Origin of the sequence: Pseudochelatococcus lubricantis (assembly GCF_042432495.1) — a bacterium.
In the GTDB taxonomy this organism is placed as follows: Bacteria; Pseudomonadota; Alphaproteobacteria; order Rhizobiales; family Beijerinckiaceae; genus Pseudochelatococcus; species Pseudochelatococcus lubricantis.
On record NZ_JBHLXC010000001.1, the window covers coordinates 448824 to 467499 of the forward strand.

The 18676-nt window shown below is 67.8% G+C and carries 14 protein-coding genes; 7 read left to right on the forward strand and 7 right to left on the reverse strand.

Annotated elements, in window-relative coordinates:
- Window positions 1-24 precede the first annotated feature (24 nt).
- The 4 genes from hemN to ACFFJ7_RS01860 all read right to left on the reverse strand — a co-directional run bounded on the left by hemN (window position 25) and on the right by ACFFJ7_RS01860 (window position 4706).
- Window positions 25-1377, reverse strand: coding sequence for an oxygen-independent coproporphyrinogen III oxidase (gene hemN, locus ACFFJ7_RS01845; protein ID WP_377590572.1), 1353 nt, complete (start codon window positions 1375-1377; stop codon window positions 25-27).
- A gap of 119 nt (window positions 1378-1496) precedes the next feature.
- Window positions 1497-3005, reverse strand: a complete 1509-nt coding sequence (locus ACFFJ7_RS01850; RefSeq protein ID WP_377590573.1) for a catalase — start codon at window positions 3003-3005, stop codon at window positions 1497-1499.
- Window positions 3006-3208: 203 nt separating this feature from the next.
- Window positions 3209-3886, reverse strand: coding sequence for a FadR/GntR family transcriptional regulator (locus tag ACFFJ7_RS01855; RefSeq protein ID WP_377590574.1), 678 nt, complete (start codon window positions 3884-3886; stop codon window positions 3209-3211).
- Window positions 3870-4706, reverse strand: coding sequence for a sulfite exporter TauE/SafE family protein (locus ACFFJ7_RS01860; RefSeq protein ID WP_377590575.1), 837 nt, complete (start codon window positions 4704-4706; stop codon window positions 3870-3872). Before ACFFJ7_RS01860 ends, ACFFJ7_RS01855 begins: the two co-directional genes overlap by 17 nt.
- A gap of 360 nt (window positions 4707-5066) precedes the next feature.
- Here ACFFJ7_RS01860 and trhO point away from each other — a divergent pair, with 360 nt between their 5' ends.
- Complete coding sequence (gene trhO / locus ACFFJ7_RS01865) at window positions 5067-6098, forward strand: oxygen-dependent tRNA uridine(34) hydroxylase TrhO (RefSeq protein WP_377590576.1); 1032 nt, start codon at window positions 5067-5069, stop codon at window positions 6096-6098.
- Between the two features lie 63 nt (window positions 6099-6161).
- Here the strand turns inward: trhO and ACFFJ7_RS01870 are convergent, their stop codons facing one another.
- The gene (locus ACFFJ7_RS01870) at window positions 6162-7874 is read right to left on the reverse strand and encodes an L-lactate permease (RefSeq protein WP_343042504.1); all 1713 of its coding nucleotides are present in this window, start codon (window positions 7872-7874) and stop codon (window positions 6162-6164) included.
- A gap of 367 nt (window positions 7875-8241) precedes the next feature.
- Between ACFFJ7_RS01870 and ACFFJ7_RS01875 the strand changes: the two genes are divergently transcribed.
- Window positions 8242-9012, forward strand: a complete 771-nt coding sequence (locus ACFFJ7_RS01875) for a FadR/GntR family transcriptional regulator (protein WP_343042505.1) — start codon at window positions 8242-8244, stop codon at window positions 9010-9012.
- An 89-nt stretch (window positions 9013-9101) separates the two neighbouring features.
- On the forward strand, window positions 9102-10964 hold the full coding sequence (locus ACFFJ7_RS01880) for a Na/Pi cotransporter family protein (protein WP_377590577.1): 1863 nt from the start codon (window positions 9102-9104) through the stop codon (window positions 10962-10964).
- A gap of 9 nt (window positions 10965-10973) precedes the next feature.
- On the opposite strand, the gene ACFFJ7_RS01885 is transcribed toward ACFFJ7_RS01880, so the two are convergent.
- Window positions 10974-11402 carry a MerR family transcriptional regulator gene (locus tag ACFFJ7_RS01885; protein WP_428982477.1) on the reverse strand — a complete coding sequence of 143 codons (429 nt, stop codon included), beginning with the start codon at window positions 11400-11402 and terminating at the stop codon, window positions 10974-10976.
- Between the two features lie 84 nt (window positions 11403-11486).
- Here ACFFJ7_RS01885 and ACFFJ7_RS01890 point away from each other — a divergent pair, with 84 nt between their 5' ends.
- Together ACFFJ7_RS01890 and ACFFJ7_RS01895 are read left to right on the forward strand one after the other, a co-directional pair.
- A complete protein-coding gene (locus ACFFJ7_RS01890; protein WP_377590578.1) occupies window positions 11487-13724 on the forward strand; it encodes a heavy metal translocating P-type ATPase in 2238 nt (745 codons plus the stop codon).
- Window positions 13725-13904: 180 nt separating this feature from the next.
- Window positions 13905-14894 carry a DMT family transporter gene (locus tag ACFFJ7_RS01895; protein ID WP_377590579.1) on the forward strand — a complete coding sequence of 330 codons (990 nt, stop codon included), beginning with the start codon at window positions 13905-13907 and terminating at the stop codon, window positions 14892-14894.
- A gap of 39 nt (window positions 14895-14933) precedes the next feature.
- On the opposite strand, the gene ACFFJ7_RS01900 is transcribed toward ACFFJ7_RS01895, so the two are convergent.
- Window positions 14934-16049 (reverse strand): alkene reductase, encoded by a 1116-nt coding sequence (locus tag ACFFJ7_RS01900; protein ID WP_377590580.1) that lies wholly within the window; start codon window positions 16047-16049, stop codon window positions 14934-14936.
- A 354-nt stretch (window positions 16050-16403) separates the two neighbouring features.
- On the opposite strand from ACFFJ7_RS01900, the gene ACFFJ7_RS01905 reads away from it, so the two are divergent.
- Both ACFFJ7_RS01905 and ACFFJ7_RS01910 read left to right on the forward strand, forming a co-directional pair.
- Window positions 16404-17660 carry a 3-methyl-2-oxobutanoate dehydrogenase (2-methylpropanoyl-transferring) subunit alpha gene (locus ACFFJ7_RS01905; protein ID WP_166949243.1) on the forward strand — a complete coding sequence of 419 codons (1257 nt, stop codon included), beginning with the start codon at window positions 16404-16406 and terminating at the stop codon, window positions 17658-17660.
- 2 nt (window positions 17661-17662) lie between these two features.
- The gene (locus ACFFJ7_RS01910) at window positions 17663-18676 is read left to right on the forward strand and encodes an alpha-ketoacid dehydrogenase subunit beta (protein ID WP_377590581.1); all 1014 of its coding nucleotides are present in this window, start codon (window positions 17663-17665) and stop codon (window positions 18674-18676) included.

Consider the following 18676-nt stretch of genomic DNA (forward strand, 5'->3'; position numbering starts at 1 on the left):
CCGTCATTGTCAGGCTGCTTGTCGTCAGGCTGCCTGGCCGTGGGTGCGTCCGGAACCGCCGAGATAGGCGTCGAAGCAGGCGGCGACGGCGCGGACGATGAAGCGGTGGTCCTGGCGCACACGGACGACGCCGGCGTCGATCTCCACGATGCCGTCGTCGCGCAGGGCGTCCAGCCGCGTGTTGCCGTGCATGAGGAATTCCGTATCGATATTGTGCGCGCGGCCGACGGCGGCGAGGTCCACGGCGAAGTCACACATCAGCCGTTCGATGACGGCGGCGCGTAGCCGGTCCTCGTCTGTCAGGCGATAGCCTTTCGCTGTGGCGAAGGCGCCCGCCGCGACGCGCGCCGCATAGCTGCCCGTCGGTACCTCGTTCTGCACGAAGCCCTGCGGCATCTGGCCGATGGCGGAGGCGCCGAGGCCGATCAGGGCCTCGCTCGTGTCGGTGGTGTAGCCTTGGAAGTTGCGCCGCAGCCGTCCCGCGGCCGCGGCGAGCGCCAGCGGATCGTGGGGCAGGGCGTAATGGTCGAGGCCGATGCGTGTGTAGCCGGCGGCGGTGAGCGTCTCGGCGATGGCCTCGGCCTGCGCGTCCCGCTCGTGCGCGCCGGGCAGGGCGCTTTCGTCGATCAGCCGCTGGTGCTTTTTGAACGACGGCACGTGGGCGTAGCCGAACACCGCGAGCCGATCCGGCCGCATGGCGACGGCCTCGCGCGCGGTGTCGACGCAGGAGCGTTCGGTCTGGTGCGGCAGGCCGTAGATCAGGTCGACGTTGATGCCGGTGACGCCGGCCGCCCGCAGATCCGCCATCGCCTCCGCCGTCCGCGCGGCGCTTTGCAGGCGGTTGATGGCCCGCTGCACCTTCTCGTCGAAACTCTGCACGCCGAGGCTGGCGCGGCGCACGCCCCCTTCCCCAAGGGCAAAGGCCATGTCGCGTGTCAGGGTGCGCGGGTCGATCTCGATGGCGATGGCGGTATCGGCATGGAAGGCGAGATGCCGGCGCAGCCAGTCCATGAGGGAAAGGAAGGCATCGGGCGACATGATGGTGGGCGTGCCGCCGCCGAAATGCACATCGTCGATGACCGCGCGGTCGCCGGCGCGTGCCGCGACGAGGCGCACTTCCTCATGCAGAACCGCCAGATATTCCTCGATCGGATGGTCGCGCAGCGTGATGCTGGTGTGGCAGCCGCAATACCAGCACATCGCCCGGCAGAAGGGGATGTGCAGATAAAGCGCGGTGCGGATGCCCGGCGCAAGCGAGGCGAGCCACTCGCCATAACACCGCGCGTCGACGGCGGGGGAGAACAGCGGCGCCGTCGGGTAGCTGGTGTATCGCGGCAGACGGGCCGCGCCATATTTCTCCAGCATCGACGTTTGCATGAAACTCTCCACCATTACACTTGACCGATCCGTTCACATAGCCGGATACAGCGGAGGTTTCCTTGAGCAAAGCCAAGGAAGCGCCGGGCGGAACGGGCCGCCCGGTGCTCAAGCCCGGCTCAGGCGCCGGCGGGCGCCGAGACGAGCGCGGGGCCGGGTTCCGGCGCCGGCTCTTGCCGCGTCAGCACGCGGGCGCGGATGCGCTCGCCAGTGGCCGGGTCGATGCTGGCCCAGTACCACAGGAAGCGTTCCTTCACCGGATCGCGCGTCAGCGCGTTGTACTGGCCGACCAGCGTGTCGACGAGGCGGTCGCGCTGCTCGTCCGTGAACACGTCGCGGACCAACGCGCCGGCCTGACCGAAATCGTCGTCGTCACGGCGCAGCGTGTAGGCGGCGCGCACGAGCGCCCCGTCCGCCTGCCAGCCAGGCCCCTCCGCAGCGCGGGCCGGATCGGCCTGCGGCCCGCCGAGCGAGTTGGGGGCATAGACGGGATGCCCTGCTTCGGCGAAGGTGTGGCGCAGATGGCCATCCTTGGCGTAGCTGTGCACGGGCGCCTTGGGGCGGTTGACGGGCAGCTCGTTGTAATTGGCGCCGATGCGGTAGCGGTGGGCGTCCGCGTAGGAGAACACGCGCGCCAGCAGCATCTTGTCGGGGCTGACATCGACGCCGGGCACGAGGTTCGAGGGTTCGAAGGCGGCCTGCTCGATCTGCGCGAAATAGTTCTCGGGATTGCGGTTGAGCACGAATTCGCCCACCGGGATCAGCGGATAGTCGGCGTGCGGCCAGATCTTCGTGAGATCGAACGGGTTGAAGCGGTAGGTCTTCGCGTCCTCATAGGGCATGATCTGCACCGAGACGCGCCAGCCGGGATAGTCGCCCCGCGCGATGGCCTCGTGGAGGTCGCGCAGGTAATAGTCGGAATCGATGCCGGCGATCTTCTCGGCCTCGCCGCCGGTGATATTGCGCTCGCCCTGCCGGTTGTGGAAGTGGTACTTCACCCAGAAGCGCTCGCCAGCCGCGTTGATCCACTGGTAGGTATGCGAGCCGTAGCCGTTGAGATGGCGCCAGGAATAGGGCAGGCCGCGGTCACCCATGAGGTAGGTGACCTGGTGCGCGCTCTCCGGCGACAGGGTCCAGAAGTCCCACTGCATGTCGGCGTCGCGCAGGTGGGTGTGCGGCAGGCGTTTCTGCGAGCGGATGAAGTCCGGAAACTTGATGCCGTCGCGGATGAAGAACACCGGCGTGTTGTTGCCGACGATGTCGTAATTGCCTTCCGTCGTGTAGAACTTCAGCGCGAAGCCGCGCACGTCGCGCCAGGTGTCGGGCGAGCCGAGTTCGCCCGCCACCGACGAGAAACGGATCAGCAGGTCGGTCTCGACGCCGGGCTGGAACAGGGCGGCGCGCGTATAGCGGGAAACGTCCTCGGTGATCTTCAGCACGCCGAAAGCGCCGCCGCCCTTGGCATGCACGACGCGCTCCGGCACCCGCTCGCGGTTGAACTGGGCAAGTTTTTCAAGGAGATAGACATCATGCAGCAGGACGGGCCCGTCCGGGCCCACGGTGCGCGAGTGCTCGTCGGAAGCAACCGGCGCGCCCGCCGTCGTGGTGGTGAACTTGTGATCAGTCATCGATACAGGCCTTTCACGTTCAGTTCGTCCGGGGGAAGGAATTTTTCGTCTGCCGTGGAAGCATGGTCAGCCGCCATTCGGGCGACGATATCGTTTCAGATTAATTCTAGTTCCAGAATAGACAACCCGTAAATGCGGCTTTCCGCGCAGCCGGGTGCGCCGCGTTACACGGAAGGGGCAATGTCAGGACGGGGATGGAACGCTCAGGCGTCCGTCAGCCGTTCGCCGGCTGTGCGCAGGTGGGCGCGCATGGCGGTCTCCGCCGCCTGCGGATCGCGCGCCTCCAGGGCGGCGACGATGTCGTCGTGCTGGCGCAGGAGTTCCTCGCGCAGTGCGAGGGAGAAGGTTATTTCGCGGGCGCTGAGCCACGCATCTTCGGCGCGCACGCCATTGATGAGTTCGAACACCCCCCGCAGCAGTTCGTTGCGCACCGACTGCGCGATGGCCGCGTGGAAGGCGCTGTCGAAACGTTCGTACTGGCTGCCCGTCCGGGCGTCACGGGCGCGGGCGACAAGTTGCTTCAGGCGCTCGATATCGGCGGGAGTGGCGCGGGTGGCGGCAAGGCGCGCGAGCATCGGCTCGATTTCGAGGCGCGCCTCGACGATGTCCCGCGGGCTGGTGTGCGAGGCGAGCGCGCCGCGGCCCGCGCCGGCGGCGCGGGTGGGACTGAGGAACGTGCCCTGTCCCTGCCGGCGGTACACCAGCCCTTCCGCCTCCAGTTCCGCCAGCACCGCGCGCACCATGCGCCGGCCGACGCCGAAACGCGCCATCAGGGTGCGCTCCGGCAACAGGCGCCCGGCGCGGATGACCTCGCCCTCGCCGGCCTCGATGGCCATGCGCAGGCTCGCCCGCACGCCGGCCGGGTCACTGGAAGAGGTCATAGAACATCCGCGCCGAGGTGATGGCCAGGAACACGGCAAAGCAGCGCTGCAGCGCCCGGCGCGGGATGGTGTGGGCGAGCCGCGCCCCCACCGGCGCCATCGCCATCGTCAGCGGCACCAGCACCAGCGCCCCCACCCAGTTGAGATAACCCAGCGAGAAGGGCGGCAGGCCCGCGACGCCGATGCCCGAAGCGATATAGGTGAGCGTGCCGGGAATGGCGATGACGAAACCGATGGCGGACGCGGTGCCCACGGCCTTGCGGATATCGTAGCCCATGGCTGTGAGGATAGGCACGCTGAGCGAGCCGCCGCCGATGCCCATCAGCGCGGAGATGAGGCCGACGAACGCGCCCGATGCCCACTTGACGAAAACATTCGGGAAATCGTCATAGAGCTTCGTGCCGGCGCCGCTGAAGGTCATCTGGAGGGCGACGAGCAACGCCACCGTGGCGAACACGATGCTGAGCACGCGCCCGTCGACACGGCCGCCTATCAGCGCGCCCGCCACGACGCCGATGGCGATGGGCAGGCTCCAGCTCTTCAGCAAGGGCACGTCGACCGCGCCCCGGGCGTAATGGCTTTTCACCGACACGGCGGAGGTGGCGATGATCGTCGCCAGCGAGGTGGCGACCGCGATCTTCATGCGCAGCGTCTCGGCGATGCCTACGGCGGAAAAGATGTGGTAGAGCACCGGCACGATGACGATGCCGCCGCCGACGCCCAGCAGCCCGGCGATCAGCCCGCCCAGCAGCCCGGCGACCGCGATCGACACGACCCAGAAGAGATACTGGGACGCATCGCCCCCCAACAGTTCAGGCACGGCGCTTCTCCGGATTGGCGAAGGCACCGCACTTTCCCGTGACGATGCGGACAGCGTGCCTCGCAAGGAACCAATGCAGTCTTGATACGATATTGGTTCGGTAACGCAAAAGGAAAAAACCGACGGTACGTTTCACCGTGCGCGATCTGTCATCGGCAGGCTGGAATCTGTCCTGTTTACGTTGAAAGAAGATAGCTCCTCGATTCCTTATTTTGAGCGAATTCTGATCGGAAATCGCTCTATCAAACCAATAAGAAATTGGTCTCAGTCAGAAATGGCACGGAGACCACCGCCGCTTGACCGCATGCGGGCATTGCAGGAGAAGAACGGTTTGTTACCCGATTCCCCGCCGGACGAGATATGACCGCTTCCGCTTCCGCCGCCGAACCGTTCAAGGTGATGGCGCTCTACAAATTCGCCGATCTGCCCGACGCGGCCGCGATCCGGCCCGTGCTCGCGGCGTTCTGCTGCGCGCGGCGCATCAGGGGCACGCTCATTCTCGCGCCGGAGGGCATCAACGGCACCGTCGCCGGCACGCCGGACGCCATCGCCGACCTGCATCGGTATCTGCTGGCGGAAGGGCCTTTCGACACGCGGCTTGCGGGGGCGGAGATCAAGTTCTCCCACGCACGTGAAATGCCGTTCCTGCGCATGAAGGTGCGGCTCAAGCCCGAGATCGTCACCCTGCGCGCGCCGGAGGCCAACCCGGCGAGGATCGTCGGCACGTATGTCGCGCCCGATCAATGGAATGCGCTGATCGCGCGCAACGACGTCGTGGTGGTGGATACGCGCAACGATTACGAGGTCGGGCTCGGCACCTTCCGCCGCGCGCTCGATCCCGGGACGCGCACCTTCACGGAGTTCAAGGATTTCGTCGCGCGGGAACTTGACCCGGCGCGCGACCGCAAGGTCGCCATGTTCTGCACCGGCGGCATTCGCTGCGAGAAGGCCTCCGCCTATCTGCTGGCGCAGGGGTTTGAGGAGGTGTTCCACCTCAAGGGCGGTATTCTCGCCTATCTGGAACAGGTGCCGGCCGAGCGCAGCCGCTTCGACGGCGAGTGCTTCGTCTTCGACGAGCGTGTCTCCGTCGGCCATGGGCTGGTGGAAGGCGAGGCGAGCCTCTGCCGCGCCTGCCGTCATCCGCTCACTGCGATGGAGTGCGCTGATCCCGCCTTTGTCGAGGGTGTTTCCTGCCCGCATTGCGCGGGCGATGCCGCGCGTGAACGCACCCTGAAGCCGGCGCGCGTCGCGGAACGGCAAAGGCAGGTGGAACTCGCGCGGGCGCGCGGCCTCGCCCATCTCGGCGACGACGCCACCCGCACGGCGCAGGAGCAGAAATGCAGGAAGCAGGCCCGCAAGGAGGCCTCCCGCCAACGTCAGTCCGGGCAGTAGCAAGATATATATAGAGAGAGATAGGAGAGGCGGGAGCGTGATGCTCCCGCCGCCCGCATCGGCTTACTTGACGACCATGTGGGTGAACGGCGCCACATAAGCCTGCAGCATGACGAGAAGGCCGACGAGCACCGCAAGCGCGATGGAGTGGAAGAACACGTAGCGCAGGATCGGGCCCTCGCCGTCCTTCCAGCCCGTCGCGGTCGAGGCGACAACGATGGACTGCGCGTCGATCATCTTGCCCATCACGCCGCCCGACGAGTTGGCGGATGCCATCAGTATCGGCGAGAGGCCGAGCTGCTGCGAGGTGATCTTCTGCAGGCCGCCGAACAGCACGTTCGAGGCCGTGTCCGAGCCCGTAAGCGCCACGCCGAGCCAGCCGAGCAGCGTGCCGAACAACGGGTAGAGAACGCCCGTGTGCGCGAAGGCGAGGCCGAGCGTCGCATCGAGGCCCGAATAGCGGGTGAGGTAACCGAGCCCCAGCATCAACGCGATGGTCGCCAGCGAGAAGCGCACGCGCCAGATCGTCTTGCCGTAAAGCTCGACGAGCTTCAGCGGCCCGTATCCCATCAGCAGCCCGCCGATGATCGCCGCTGCCAGAATGCCCGTGCCGGTCATCGACAGGTAGTTCAGCACGTAGACGGCGGGCTCGGCATGCGCCTCGGCGACCACGGGCGGCACCTTCACCACCTCGTTGTGCAGGCCGGAGATCGGGATGCGGAAGGAGGACAGGCCGTCCAGCGCCTGCTTGACGAAGGGCGTGCCCCAGAAGAAGACGAACACGGTGAGGATGCCCCACGGCAGCCAGGCCCGCACGAGCGCGGCGCGGTCGATGGTGGCCGCGGCCGCGCCACCGTTGATGCCGATCTCCTTGCGTGCCTCTTCGGCCCGGCCGGAGGCTGCGGCGGCGGAAGCGGCCTCGGCTTCCTCACGCCCGGCAAGCGCGGTGGAGGTCCATACGCGGCGCGGCCGCCAGACCTTGAGGAAGAGCACCAGCGCCACCATGGATACGATGGCGGCGATCACGTCCACGAGCCAGGGGCCGTGGAAATTCGAGACCAGGAATTGCGGAATGGCGAAGGATACGCCACAGACGAGAATGGCGGGCCAGATCTCGGCCATGCCCCGGAAGCCGGCGAAGGCCCAGATGAGCCAGAACGGCACCAGCACCGAGAAGAAGGGCAACTGCCGCCCGATCATCGCCGACAGGGAGATCAGGTCGAGCCCCGTCACCGCGGCGAGCGCGATGACCGGCGCGCCGAGCGCGCCGTAGGCGACCGGCGCCGTGTTGGCGATGAGCGCAAGGCCGGAAGCCGCGAGCGGCGAGAAGCCGAGGCCGATCAGGATGGCGCCGGTCACCGCCACTGGCGTGCCGAAGCCCGCCGCGCCCTCGAAGAACGCGCCGAACGAGAACGCGATCAGCAGGAGCTGCAGGCGGCGGTCATCCGTGACGCTGGCGATGGAGCGCTGCAGGATGCGGAAGGAGCCGTTCTCCTCCGTCAGGCGGTGCAGGAAGATGATGTTGAGCACGATCCAGCCGATGGGGGCGAGGCCATACGCCGCGCCATAGACGGCAGCGAGGCCCGCCTTCTCCGCCGGCATGCCGAAGACCAGCACGGCGATGACGAGCGCCGCCACGAGGCCGGACAACGCCGCATAATGCGCCTTCATATGCAGGAAACCCAGCCCCACGAGCATCACGGCGACCGGGATCGCAGCGAACAGGGTGGACAGGGCCAGACTGCCTAACGGATCATAAACTTGATTCCATATCACGGTCGCTTCCTCCTGAAGCATGATCCCGAAAGGCGAGGGCTTTCCGGGAAGGACTTTTCCAAGTGCGCTGCCGCTTGTCGTTATTGTCTGCCGGCATGCGCCGGTGCGACAATATCGCGCAATACCGCGAGGGTGGTAAAATATTTTTGCCAGACATGCAATCTGGACAAAAGTATGTTCTTTCATTTGCATTATTCGATTTGTGACATCATCATTTTCCGTCGCGTCCGGCAGGGAAGAACGGGTGCGATCCGACGTCAGGCCGGTGACGGGCGGGGATTCATCGTCGTATTCTCCCGCGCCGGCCGGTGATTCCCGTTGATGCCGGTGCGTTCCGCCACAGGGCGTCGCCCGAAGAGGTTGTGTCGTGATCGAGCCCGTACAGACGCGCAAGCTGGCCGACGGCATTGCGGAGCACCTCGAACTGCTCATCCTCGAAGGGGTGCTGCGGCCTGGCGAGAGGCTGGTCTCCGAGCGGGAGCTGGCCGAACGGCTGGAGGTGTCGCGGCCGTCGCTGCGCGATGCGCTGGACATTCTGGAAAAGCGTGGGCTCGTCGTCACGACGAAGGGGGGCACCTTCGTCGCCCAGTTCCTCGCGCCGCTGATCGATCCGCTGGCGGGGCTGCTGCAGTCGAGCGACCGCGCCCTGGACGACTATTTCGAGTTCCGCCAGCTCATCGACGCGGCGGCGGCGCGCATGGCGGCGGCGCGGGCGACGGATGTCGACCGGGCCGAGATAAGCGCCTGCATCGCGCGGATGAAAAGCGCGCATGACGTGGCGGTTCCGCAGCCGGAGACGGAGGCGGCGGTGGATGCCGAGCTGCACCTGCTCGTCTACGAGGCCGCGCATAATCTCGTCGTCCTGCATGTCATGCGCACGTTCGCGGACATGCTGCGCCGGGATATCCTCTTCAACCGCGCGCGGCTCTACACCCGTGCCGGCGTGCGCGACGCCCTCCTGGCGCAGCACGAGGCCATCGCCGACGCCATCCTCGCCGGCGACTCCGGCAGGGCGGAGACGCTTGCCCGCGACCACATCCGCTTCACCCACGAATCGCTGCTGGCCGTCCGGCGCGACGAAAGGCGGCTCAACGTCGCCCTGCGGCGACTCGGGCGGCGCGACATCGTCAGTTCCTGACGCACGCCTCGTTTCCACCGCGCGGGAGGCTGGCGGCGGCGGCGGATTTCGGCTATCCGGAAACGTGTAAAAGCAGGAGCAAGGCCATCATGACCGGCACGGGAACGCTGCGTCAGTATTCCATCAATGTCGTGCTGCTGCTCGGCGCGGTGGCGCTGGCATGGAGCTTCTGGTCGAACGACCGCTGGATGCAGCTCTGCGCTGGCCTCGCGCTGTTTCTGTTCGGCATGCAGTGCCTTGAGGAGGGCCTGCGCGACCTCGCCGGCGAAAAGCTGGAGGCGACGCTCGCCCGCAGCACCGAGACGCCGCTGAGAAGCCTCATGGTCGGCTTTGTCGGCACGACCATGCTGCAGTCGAGCACGCTCGTGTCGCTGATGACGATCGCGTTCATCTCCACAGGGCTGATAGGCCTCGCGGCGGGCATCGCCATCATCTTCGGGGCCAATCTGGGCGCGACAACAGGCATCTGGCTGCTGGCGCTCGCGGGGCAGAACTTCAGCCTGAGCCCGCTCGCGCTGCCGCTCGTCGTCTTCGGCGTGCTCGCGAGCTTCCGTGGCGCGCGGGCCCGGGCGGCCGGGCGCATCCTGCTCGGCATCGCCTTCATCTTCCTCGGCATCGACCAGATCCGCGCCGGCTTCTCGACCGTCACCGACGGCCTCGATCTCACGCAATACCAGATCGGGGGCATGCTCGGCCATCTCGTCTTCGCCGGGCTCGGGCTCCTGCTCACCATGGTGCTGCAATCGACGCACGCCACGCTGATGCTGACGCTCACCGCGCTGTCGCTCGGGCAGGTGGAACTCATGCAGGCGGCGGCCATCGCCATCGGTGCCAATGTCGGCAGCAGCGTCACCACCGGGCTCGCGGGGGCGCTCGGCGGCAACCGCAGCGGGCAGCGCCTCGCGCTCGCGCACGTGTTGTTCAACGTGGTCACCGCCGTGCTGTCGTTCCTGCTGATCGGGCCGCTGGTGTGGCTGACGAAGGAGAGCGCCGCGCTGATCGGCTTTGCCGACAACGAGCTGATCATGCTCGCGATCTTCCACACCCTGTTCAATCTGCTCGGCGTGCTGGTGTTCTGGCCGGTGCGCGGCGCGCTGGCGCGGTGGCTGGAGCGCGTGCTGCCGGAGCGGGAGGAGCCGCATGTGCTCATCCCGGCGTCTGCCGAGGGCGGTGCGCCCGTCGCGCCGACGCGCGCCCGCTACCTCAACCGGCAGGCGCTACAGTCCTTTGACACGGCGGCGAGCGCCGTGGTCCACGAACTCCTGCACCTCGCGCGCCTCAGCATCGAGGTCATCTGCCACGCGCTCTACCTGCCGGTCTCGGAACTTGACCGCGCCACCCACGACAAGGCGCTGCTCGCCGCGCGGCCGGGCGACGGCTATCTCGACGCCGACACGCTGTATCAGCGCCATATCAAGGGCGTCTACAGCGACCTGCTCGCCTTCATGAGCCGCATCGATATGCCCGTCGAGGACGTCGTGCACCGGCCGTTCTGGATGGCCAGCCAGCTCGCGGCGATGCAGCTCGTCGAGACCGTCAAGGACGCCAAGCACCTGCAGAAGAACCTCGGCCACTACCTGCGCGGCCCCGACACGCCCGCGCGCGACGCCTATGTCGAACTGCGCAGCCATCTCATCTGCGTGCTGCACGACACGCGCGAGATCGCCCTCCTCGGCCCGGACGACGCGGGATGGGACGAGCGCCTCGACGAGTTCGACCGGCAGCAGCGCGCCTTCGAGACGCGCTTCCGCAGCCACATCTTCGCCGCCGTGCGCGACGACAGGATGGACGGCATGCAGCTCAGCTCCCTGCTGAACGACCTCGGCTATGTCGGGCGTATCACCCGCGGGCTGCGCACGCTGCTGCTGATCCGCGCCGGCGAGGACGCGGGAGACCTGCTGCGCGACCTGCGCGTCGGCGCGGGCGGAGAACTGCTGATCACGGCGGCGTAAGCGCCGGCATCAATGCGTGTGGTGATCCGACCGGCAAAGGCCGTGGTCGGCCAGCACCTCGATCACGCGGCAGTCGCAGACCTGGCCGTGGCCGCATTCGGCCACCATGCGGGCCAGCTCCGCGCGCAGGGCCGTGAGGCTCTCGATGCGCCGCTCCACTTCCTCCAGATGCTTGCGGGCGATGCTGTCCGCCGCGTGGCAGGAGGACTGCGGCCGCGCAGTCATGGCGAGCAGTTCGCGCACGTCGGCGAGTTCGAAGCCGAGTTCGCGCGCGTGGCGGATGAAGTTGAGCTGCCGCACGGCGGCTGCGTCATAACGGCGCTGCCCGCCCTCGCTGCGCGGTGGCGCGGAGACGAGACCGGCCTGTTCATAGTAGCGGATGGTCGCGACCTTCACCCCCGTGCGCCGCGACAGCTCGCCGATCGAGATATCCATCATGAACCTCCGGAACGAACCCTCTTGACCCTCCAGTGACTAGAGGTTGTACACCCGCGCATATGGGTCGGAAAGGACGCGAAGGCAATGACGGATACGCAGGGTGCAAGGGTGACATTCCGGGTCGGCGGCATGGATTGCGCCGCCTGCGCCCGGAAAATCGAGACGGCGGTGGCGCGCCTGCCGGGCATCACTGGCGTCGATGTCTCCGTGATGACGGGCACCTTGACGGTAGAGGGCGCCGATCTCCGCCGCGTCCCGGCCGAGGTGGAGGCGCTCGGCTACACGCTGGAAGGCGGCTCCCGCCATGCCGGGCACGACGGGCATGATCACCGGCACGAGGACCACCAACATGAGCACGATCATAATCACGATCATAACCATAGTCATGACCATGACCATGATCACGATGCTCATGACGGACACGCCCACAGTCACGCGGATTTCAGCGGCGATCAGTGGTGGCGGTCGCCGAAGGCGCGGCTGATCCTTTCTTGCGGCGCGGCGCTGGTCGTGGCGCACGGCATCGGCCTTGTCGTGCCGCAATCGGGGCAATGGCCGTTCCTCGTCGCGCTGCTCATCGGCCTCGTGCCGATCGCGCGCCACGCCTGGGCGGGGATACGCGCCGGCACGCCGTTCTCCATCGAAACGCTGATGACGATTTCCGCCGGCGGCGCCTTCATTATCGGCGCGGCCGAAGAGGCGGCGATGGTGGTGGTGCTGTTCCTGATCGGCGAACTGCTGGAAGGCCTGGCCACGCAGCGCGCACGCGCGGGCATCTCGGGCCTGACGAAGCTCGTGCCCGACGTGGCGCTCGTCGCGCGCGGCGGCGCCCTCGTCGAGACGTCCGCCGCCGATCTCGTGCCCGGCGACATCATCACCGTGCGGCCCGGTGACCGCATCGCCGCCGATGGTGTCATCGTGGAGGGCGAGAGCGCCATCGATGAGGCGCCGGTGACGGGCGAGAGCGTGCCGGTCACCAGGGGGCCGGGCGGGCGCGTCTTCGCGGGTACCATCAACACCGATGCCGTGCTGCGTGTCGAGGTAACGGCGCGCGCCGCCGACAACACCATTGCCCGCGTCGTCCGTCTCGTCGAGGAGGCGCAGGCGAGCAAGGCGCCGACCGAGCGCTTCATCGAGCGCTTCGCCACCCGTTACACGCCCGCCGTGCTGGTGCTGGGCGCGCTGGTCGCCGTCGTGCCGCCGCTCTTCTTCGGCGGGGAGTGGGGCGTGTGGATCTACCGTGGCCTCGCGGTGCTGCTGATCGGCTGCCCCTGCGCGCTGGTGATCTCGACGCCGGCGGCCATCGCGGCCGGACTGTCGGCGGGCGCGCGGCGCGGCCTGCTGCTCAAGGGCGGCTCCGTGCTGGAGGGGCTCGGCCGCGTCACCACGGTCGCCTTCGACAAGACCGGCACGCTGACGCAGGGGCGGCCTGTCGTCACCGATGTGGAGGGCGTCGGGCTGGCGGTCGACGAGGTGTTGGCCTATGCGGCCGCGCTCGAACGCGGCTCGAACCATCCGCTGGCGCTCGCCATCCTGTCGCGGGCGGAAGGGCTGACAATCCCGCAGGCGAGCGGGGTGCGGGCGCTGGCGGGCAAGGGCGTCGCCGGCATCGTGAACGGGCTGGAGGTGGCGCTGCTGTCGCCGCGCGCGCTGGGCGAGGCCGGCCTGTCGGTTCAGCATGCGGCTGTCGTCGGGGCGCTCAACGGCGGTGGCAAGACGGTGTCGGTGCTGACCGTCGACGGCGTGCCGGCCGGTTTCATCGCCCTGCGCGACGAACTGCGCCCGGATGCCCGCGCCGCCCTGGAATGGCTCGCGCGGCTCGGCGTGTCGTCGGTGATGCTCACCGGCGACAACCGCGCCACGGCGGGTGCCATCGCGGACGAACTCGGCCTCGCGCCGGCGGCCGGGCGTGTCCATGCCGAACTGCTGCCCGAGGACAAGAGCCGCATCGTGCGCGCGCTGCAGGCGAAGGGCGAGGTGGTGGCGAAGGTGGGCGACGGCATCAACGACGCGCCGGCCCTGGCCGTTGCCGATGTCGGCATCGCCATGGGCGGCGGCACCGATGTGGCGCTGGAGACGGCGGACGCCGCCGCGCTCCACGGGCGCATGGCCGACATCCCGGCCATGATCGCGCTTTCGCGCGCCACCATGGCCAACATCCGCCAGAACATCGTGCTGGCGCTCGGCCTCAAGGCCGTGTTCCTGATCACGACGATTCTCGGCGTCACCGGCCTGTGGCCCGCCATCCTCGCCGACACGGGCGCGACCGTTCTCGTCACGGCGAACGCCCTGCGCCTGCTGGGGTGGAAGGCGCGGGGCTGAGGCCCCGCGTCTGGCCTGCGCGGCTGGAAATGCTCCAAGTTATTTCCCGGTCAGGATTGCGGCCGGCGCATGGGTAAAAGCATCGTGATCGGTGGTATGGTCGCACGGACGCGGGGTACTGTTCCGCGCTTTTTCCGTGACGCGAACGCCTTCCTCACGCCCACTGCGAGTATGTCCGCCATGACCGAGCCCTTGACCCGGCCCGCGACCAAGTTCCCGCGCTCCCGTCCTGCCGCGCCCGAAGCGCCGGCCATGGCCGACCGGCGGGGGGTCGGCATCTTGCTCGTGGTCGCGGGGGCGATGACGATGTCGATGATCGATGGCTCCGCGAAATGGCTTGTCGGCGAGGGCCTGCCGCAAGGGCAGATCGTGTTCATACGCTTTCTGCTGCCCTGCGCCGTACTGGCGCTCGTGTTCCTGCCGAGCCAGGGGCTTTCGGTCATGCGCACGCGCTCGCTGAAGCTGGAGGTGCTGCGCTCCCTTTGCATGGTCGGCACCACGGCGACCAACTTCATGGCACTGAAATACCTGCCGCTGACCATCACCGGCTCGATCATGTTCAGCTCGCCGCTGATCCTGTGCCTGCTGTCGGGCGTGGCGCTGGGCGAGCGGGTGGACTGGCAGCGCTGGCTGGCGGTGCTGACGGGCTTCGCCGCCATCCTGATCATCATCCGCCCCGATCCGGCGTCGCTTCACCCGGCGATGCTCTATTCGGTGGCGATGGCGGTGCTGATGGCCTTCTACGCCATTCTCACGCGCAAGCTCGCCGGCGTCGATTCGAGCCTGACGCAGCAGTGCTACATATCGTTCACGGGTTTCGCCTTCGCGCTGCCGTTCGCTTTTCAGGGCTGGACATGGCCGCACACGCCGGCGGGCTGGTTCGCGTGCGTGCTGATCGGCCTGGCCGGGCTGGTCGGACATACGTTCTATTCGATCGCCCACCGCTTCGCGCCGGCGACGACGCTTGCCCCCTTCACCTATGCGCAGCTCGTTTTCATGGCGCTGGGGAGCTGGCTCGTGTTCGCGCAGGCGCCCGATATCTACTTCTTCATCGGCCTGCCGATCCTGATCGGGTCCGGCATCTACATCTGGTTCCGCGAGCTGAGCCTCGCCACGCGCCGCAAGCGGGCGGCGCCGGAGCCCGTTCTGCGGCAGGAAGCGGCGGAGTAGGGCGGCAGTTCGAACCGCCGCCCCTGTCAGACAACGGCCTCAGCCGAGCGCCGGATAGTCCGTGTAGCCGTGGTCGCCGCCGCCGTAGAGCGTGGAGGGATCAAGCTCGTTCAGCGGCGCGTGCTCCCTGAAGCGGCGCACAAGATCGGGATTGGAGATGAAAGGCCGGCCGAAGGCGACGAGATCGGCGCGCCCCTCCGCGACGGCGGTCTGCGCGAGTTCGAGCGTGTAGCCGTTGTTGACGATCCACGCACCCTTGCCGCCTGCCTGCCGGTAGGCTTCCTTCAGCTTCGCGTAGTCGAAGGGCGTATCGCCCTGCCGGTAGTCGCGATCGCCGCCGGTCGCGCCTTCGATGACGTGGATGTACGCGAGGTCGAAGGCGGCGAGTTCGCGCACGTAGGCCTCGAACAGGGGCTGCGGATCGGGATCGCTGGCGTCGTTGGCCGGGGTGACGGGCGAGATGCGGATCCCGGTGCGCTTGCCGCCGATCTCCTCCGCGATGGCCTTCGTCACTGCCAGCGGGAAGCGGAGACGGTTCTCGATGCTGCCGCCGTAGGCGTCGGTGCGGTGGTTGGAGCCGGCGCGCAGGAACTGGTCGAGCAGGTAGCCGTTGGCGGAGTGGATTTCGACGCCGTCGAAGCCGGCCGTGTCAACCGCGCCGCGCACGGCCTTGCGGAAATCCTCGACAATGCCTGGCAGTTCGGCGGCTTCGAGCGCGCGCGGCTCGGAGGTCTCGGTGAAGGAGCCGGTGCCGTCCGCGGCGATCAGGTAGGTCTTCGCCTTCGCGCGGATGGCGGAGGGCGCCACCGGCGCCTGCCCGCCGGGCTGCAGGGCGGTGTGCGAGATGCGCCCCACGTGCCAGAGCTGCACGAAGATATGGCCGCCGGCCTCGTGCACGGAATCCGTTACCTTGCGCCAGCCGGCGAGTTGCTCGGGCGCGTAGAGGCCGGGAACGTCGGCGTAGCCCTGCCCCTGATGGGTGATGGCGGTTGCTTCCGTGATCAGCAGGCCGGCCGTGGCGCGCTGCGTGTAGTAGAGCGCTGTCGACGCGGTGGGAATGGCGTTCGGCGCGCGGTTGCGCGTGAGCGGCGCGAGCGCGATGCGGTTTGCAAGCGTGAGATCGCCCAGGGTAACGGGATCGAACAGGTTCGCCATGAAGATCGTCCTCGGTGGGGCGCGGGATGCCGGGAGAGGCGTTTCCGGCGCCTGTTGCTGCACGTGCGAAGTATAGTATGGCGCCGCGTCATGCCCGCAAGCGGTTTCGGCGCAGGCTGTGCGCCGACGCACACCCTGTATGGTTTCATCTGCACCTGAATGAAAAGCAACGCCGGGCGCCGCGGCAACAATCTTCCCGCCCGTGGCGGGCAGGCGGGCGGTTTGTTGTTATTTGCAGCGGCGCATACGCGCCGTCTGGACTTGGGCCCGGGCCGGGATACTATTGCGAAAAGGCGTCCCGTTCGCGAGAGATGCCGGGGAAGAAGACAGTGGGAACCAGGAAAGGGAGCGGCCATGACGATCGGGTCGGGGTCGGCGGTGCCCGGTGACGGGCGCCTGAGTCTGCACGTGCCGGAGCCGGAGGTGCGCCCGGGCGGCGCGCCGGATTTCTCCAACGTCCGCATTCCCCACGCCGGCGCCGTGCCGCGTCCGGATATCGACGTCAACCCGGAGGACATCCGCGACCTCGCCTTCTCGATCATCCGCGTGCTGAACCGCGCGGGCGAGGCGACCGGGCCGTGGGCGGGGATGCTGACGGACGAAGAGCTGCTCGCCGGCATGCGCGACATGATGACGCTGCGCACCTTCGACGCGCGCATGCAGATCGCGCAGCGGCAGGGCAAGACTTCTTTCTACATGCAGCATCTGGGCGAGGAGGCGATCTCCTGCGCCTTCCGCAAGGTGCTGGCGCCGGGCGACATGAATTTCCCCACCTATCGGCAGGCCGGCCTGCTGATCGCGGGCGGCTATCCGCTCGTCGATATGATGAACCAGATCTACTCCAACTCCCGCGATCCGCTGAAGGGCCGCCAGCTGCCGATCATGTACGCCTCGAAGGAGCACGGCTTCTTCACCATATCCGGCAATCTGGCGACGCAGTTCCCGCAGGCAGTGGGCTGGGCAATGGCCTCCGCCATCAGGCACGACAGCAGGATCGCCGCCGGCTGGATCGGCGACGGCTCCACCGCCGAGTCCGATTTCCACGCGGCGCTCGTCTTCGCTTCCACCTACAAGCCGCCCGTGGTGCTGAACGTCGTCAACAACCAGTGGGCGATCTCGACCTTTCAGGGCATCGCGCGCGGCGGCGCCGGCACCTTCGCCGCGCGGGGGCTTGGGTTCGGCCTGCCGTCGCTGCGCGTGGACGGCAACGACTACCTCGCCGTCCACGCGGTGGCGAAATGGGCCGTGGAGCGGGCGCGGCGCAATCTGGGGCCGACGCTCGTCGAATACGTCACCTACCGCGCGGGCGCGCATTCCACCTCCGACGACCCGTCCGCCTATCGCCCCAGGGACGAGTCGGACGCCTGGCCGCTTGGCGATCCGATCATCCGGCTGAAGAACCACCTGATCGTGCGTGGCGTATGGTCGGACCAGCGCCACAGGCAGGCGGAGGCCGAAATCCTCGACACAGTGATCGCGGCGCAGAAGGAGGCCGAGAGCTACGGCACGCTGCATTCCGGCGGCAAGCCCTCGGTGCGCGACATGTTCGAGGGCGTCTATGCGGAAATGCCGCCGCATCTCGTGCGCCAGCGCCAGCAGACGGGGATATGATCATGGTGCAGATGTCGATGATCGAGGCCATCCGCAGCGCCATGGACATCGCCATGGGCCGCGACGAGGACGTCGTCGTCTACGGCGAGGACGTGGGCTACTTCGGCGGTGTGTTCCGCTGCACGCAGGGCCTGCAGCAGAAATATGGCAAGACGCGCTGCTTCGACGCGCCGATCAGCGAATCCGGCATCGTCGGCACGGCGATCGGCATGGCTGCCTACGGGCTGAAGCCCTGCGTGGAAATCCAGTTCGCGGACTACATGTATCCTGCCTACGACCAGATCACGCAGGAGGCGGCGCGCATCCGCTACCGCTCCAACGGCCAGTTCACCTGCCCCATCGTCATCCGCATGCCCACGGGCGGCGGCATCTTCGGCGGGCAGACGCATAGCCAGAGCCCGGAGGCGCTGTTCACCCACGTCGCCGGGCTGAAGACGGTGGTGCCCTCCAATCCCTACGACGCCAAGGGCCTGTTGATCGCGGCCATCGAGGACCCCGATCCGGTGATCTTCCTGGAGCCCAAGCGCCTCTACAACGGCCCGTTCGACGGCCATCACGAGCGCCCCGTCGTCTCGTGGGCGAAGCACCCGGCGGGCGACGTGCCGGACGGACATTACACGGTGCCGCTCGGCAAGGCGGCGCTGGCGCGCGCCGGTTCCGCCATCACCGTTCTCGCCTATGGCACCATGGTGCACGTGGCGCTTGCCGCCGCGCAGGAAACCGGCATCGACGCCGAGGTCGTCGACCTGCGCACGCTGGTGCCGCTCGACCTCGACACCATCGTCGCCTCCGTCGCGAAGACCGGGCGCTGCGTCGTGGTGCACGAGGCGACGCTCACGTCGGGCTTCGGCGGGGAACTCGCGGCACTGGTGCAGGAGCACTGCTTCTACCATCTGGAGGCGCCGGTGGCGCGCGTCGCGGGGTGGGATACGCCCTATCCGCATGCGCAGGAGTGGGACTACTTCCCCGGCCCCGCCCGCGTGGCGCGCGCGCTGACCGAAACGATGGAGGGCTGA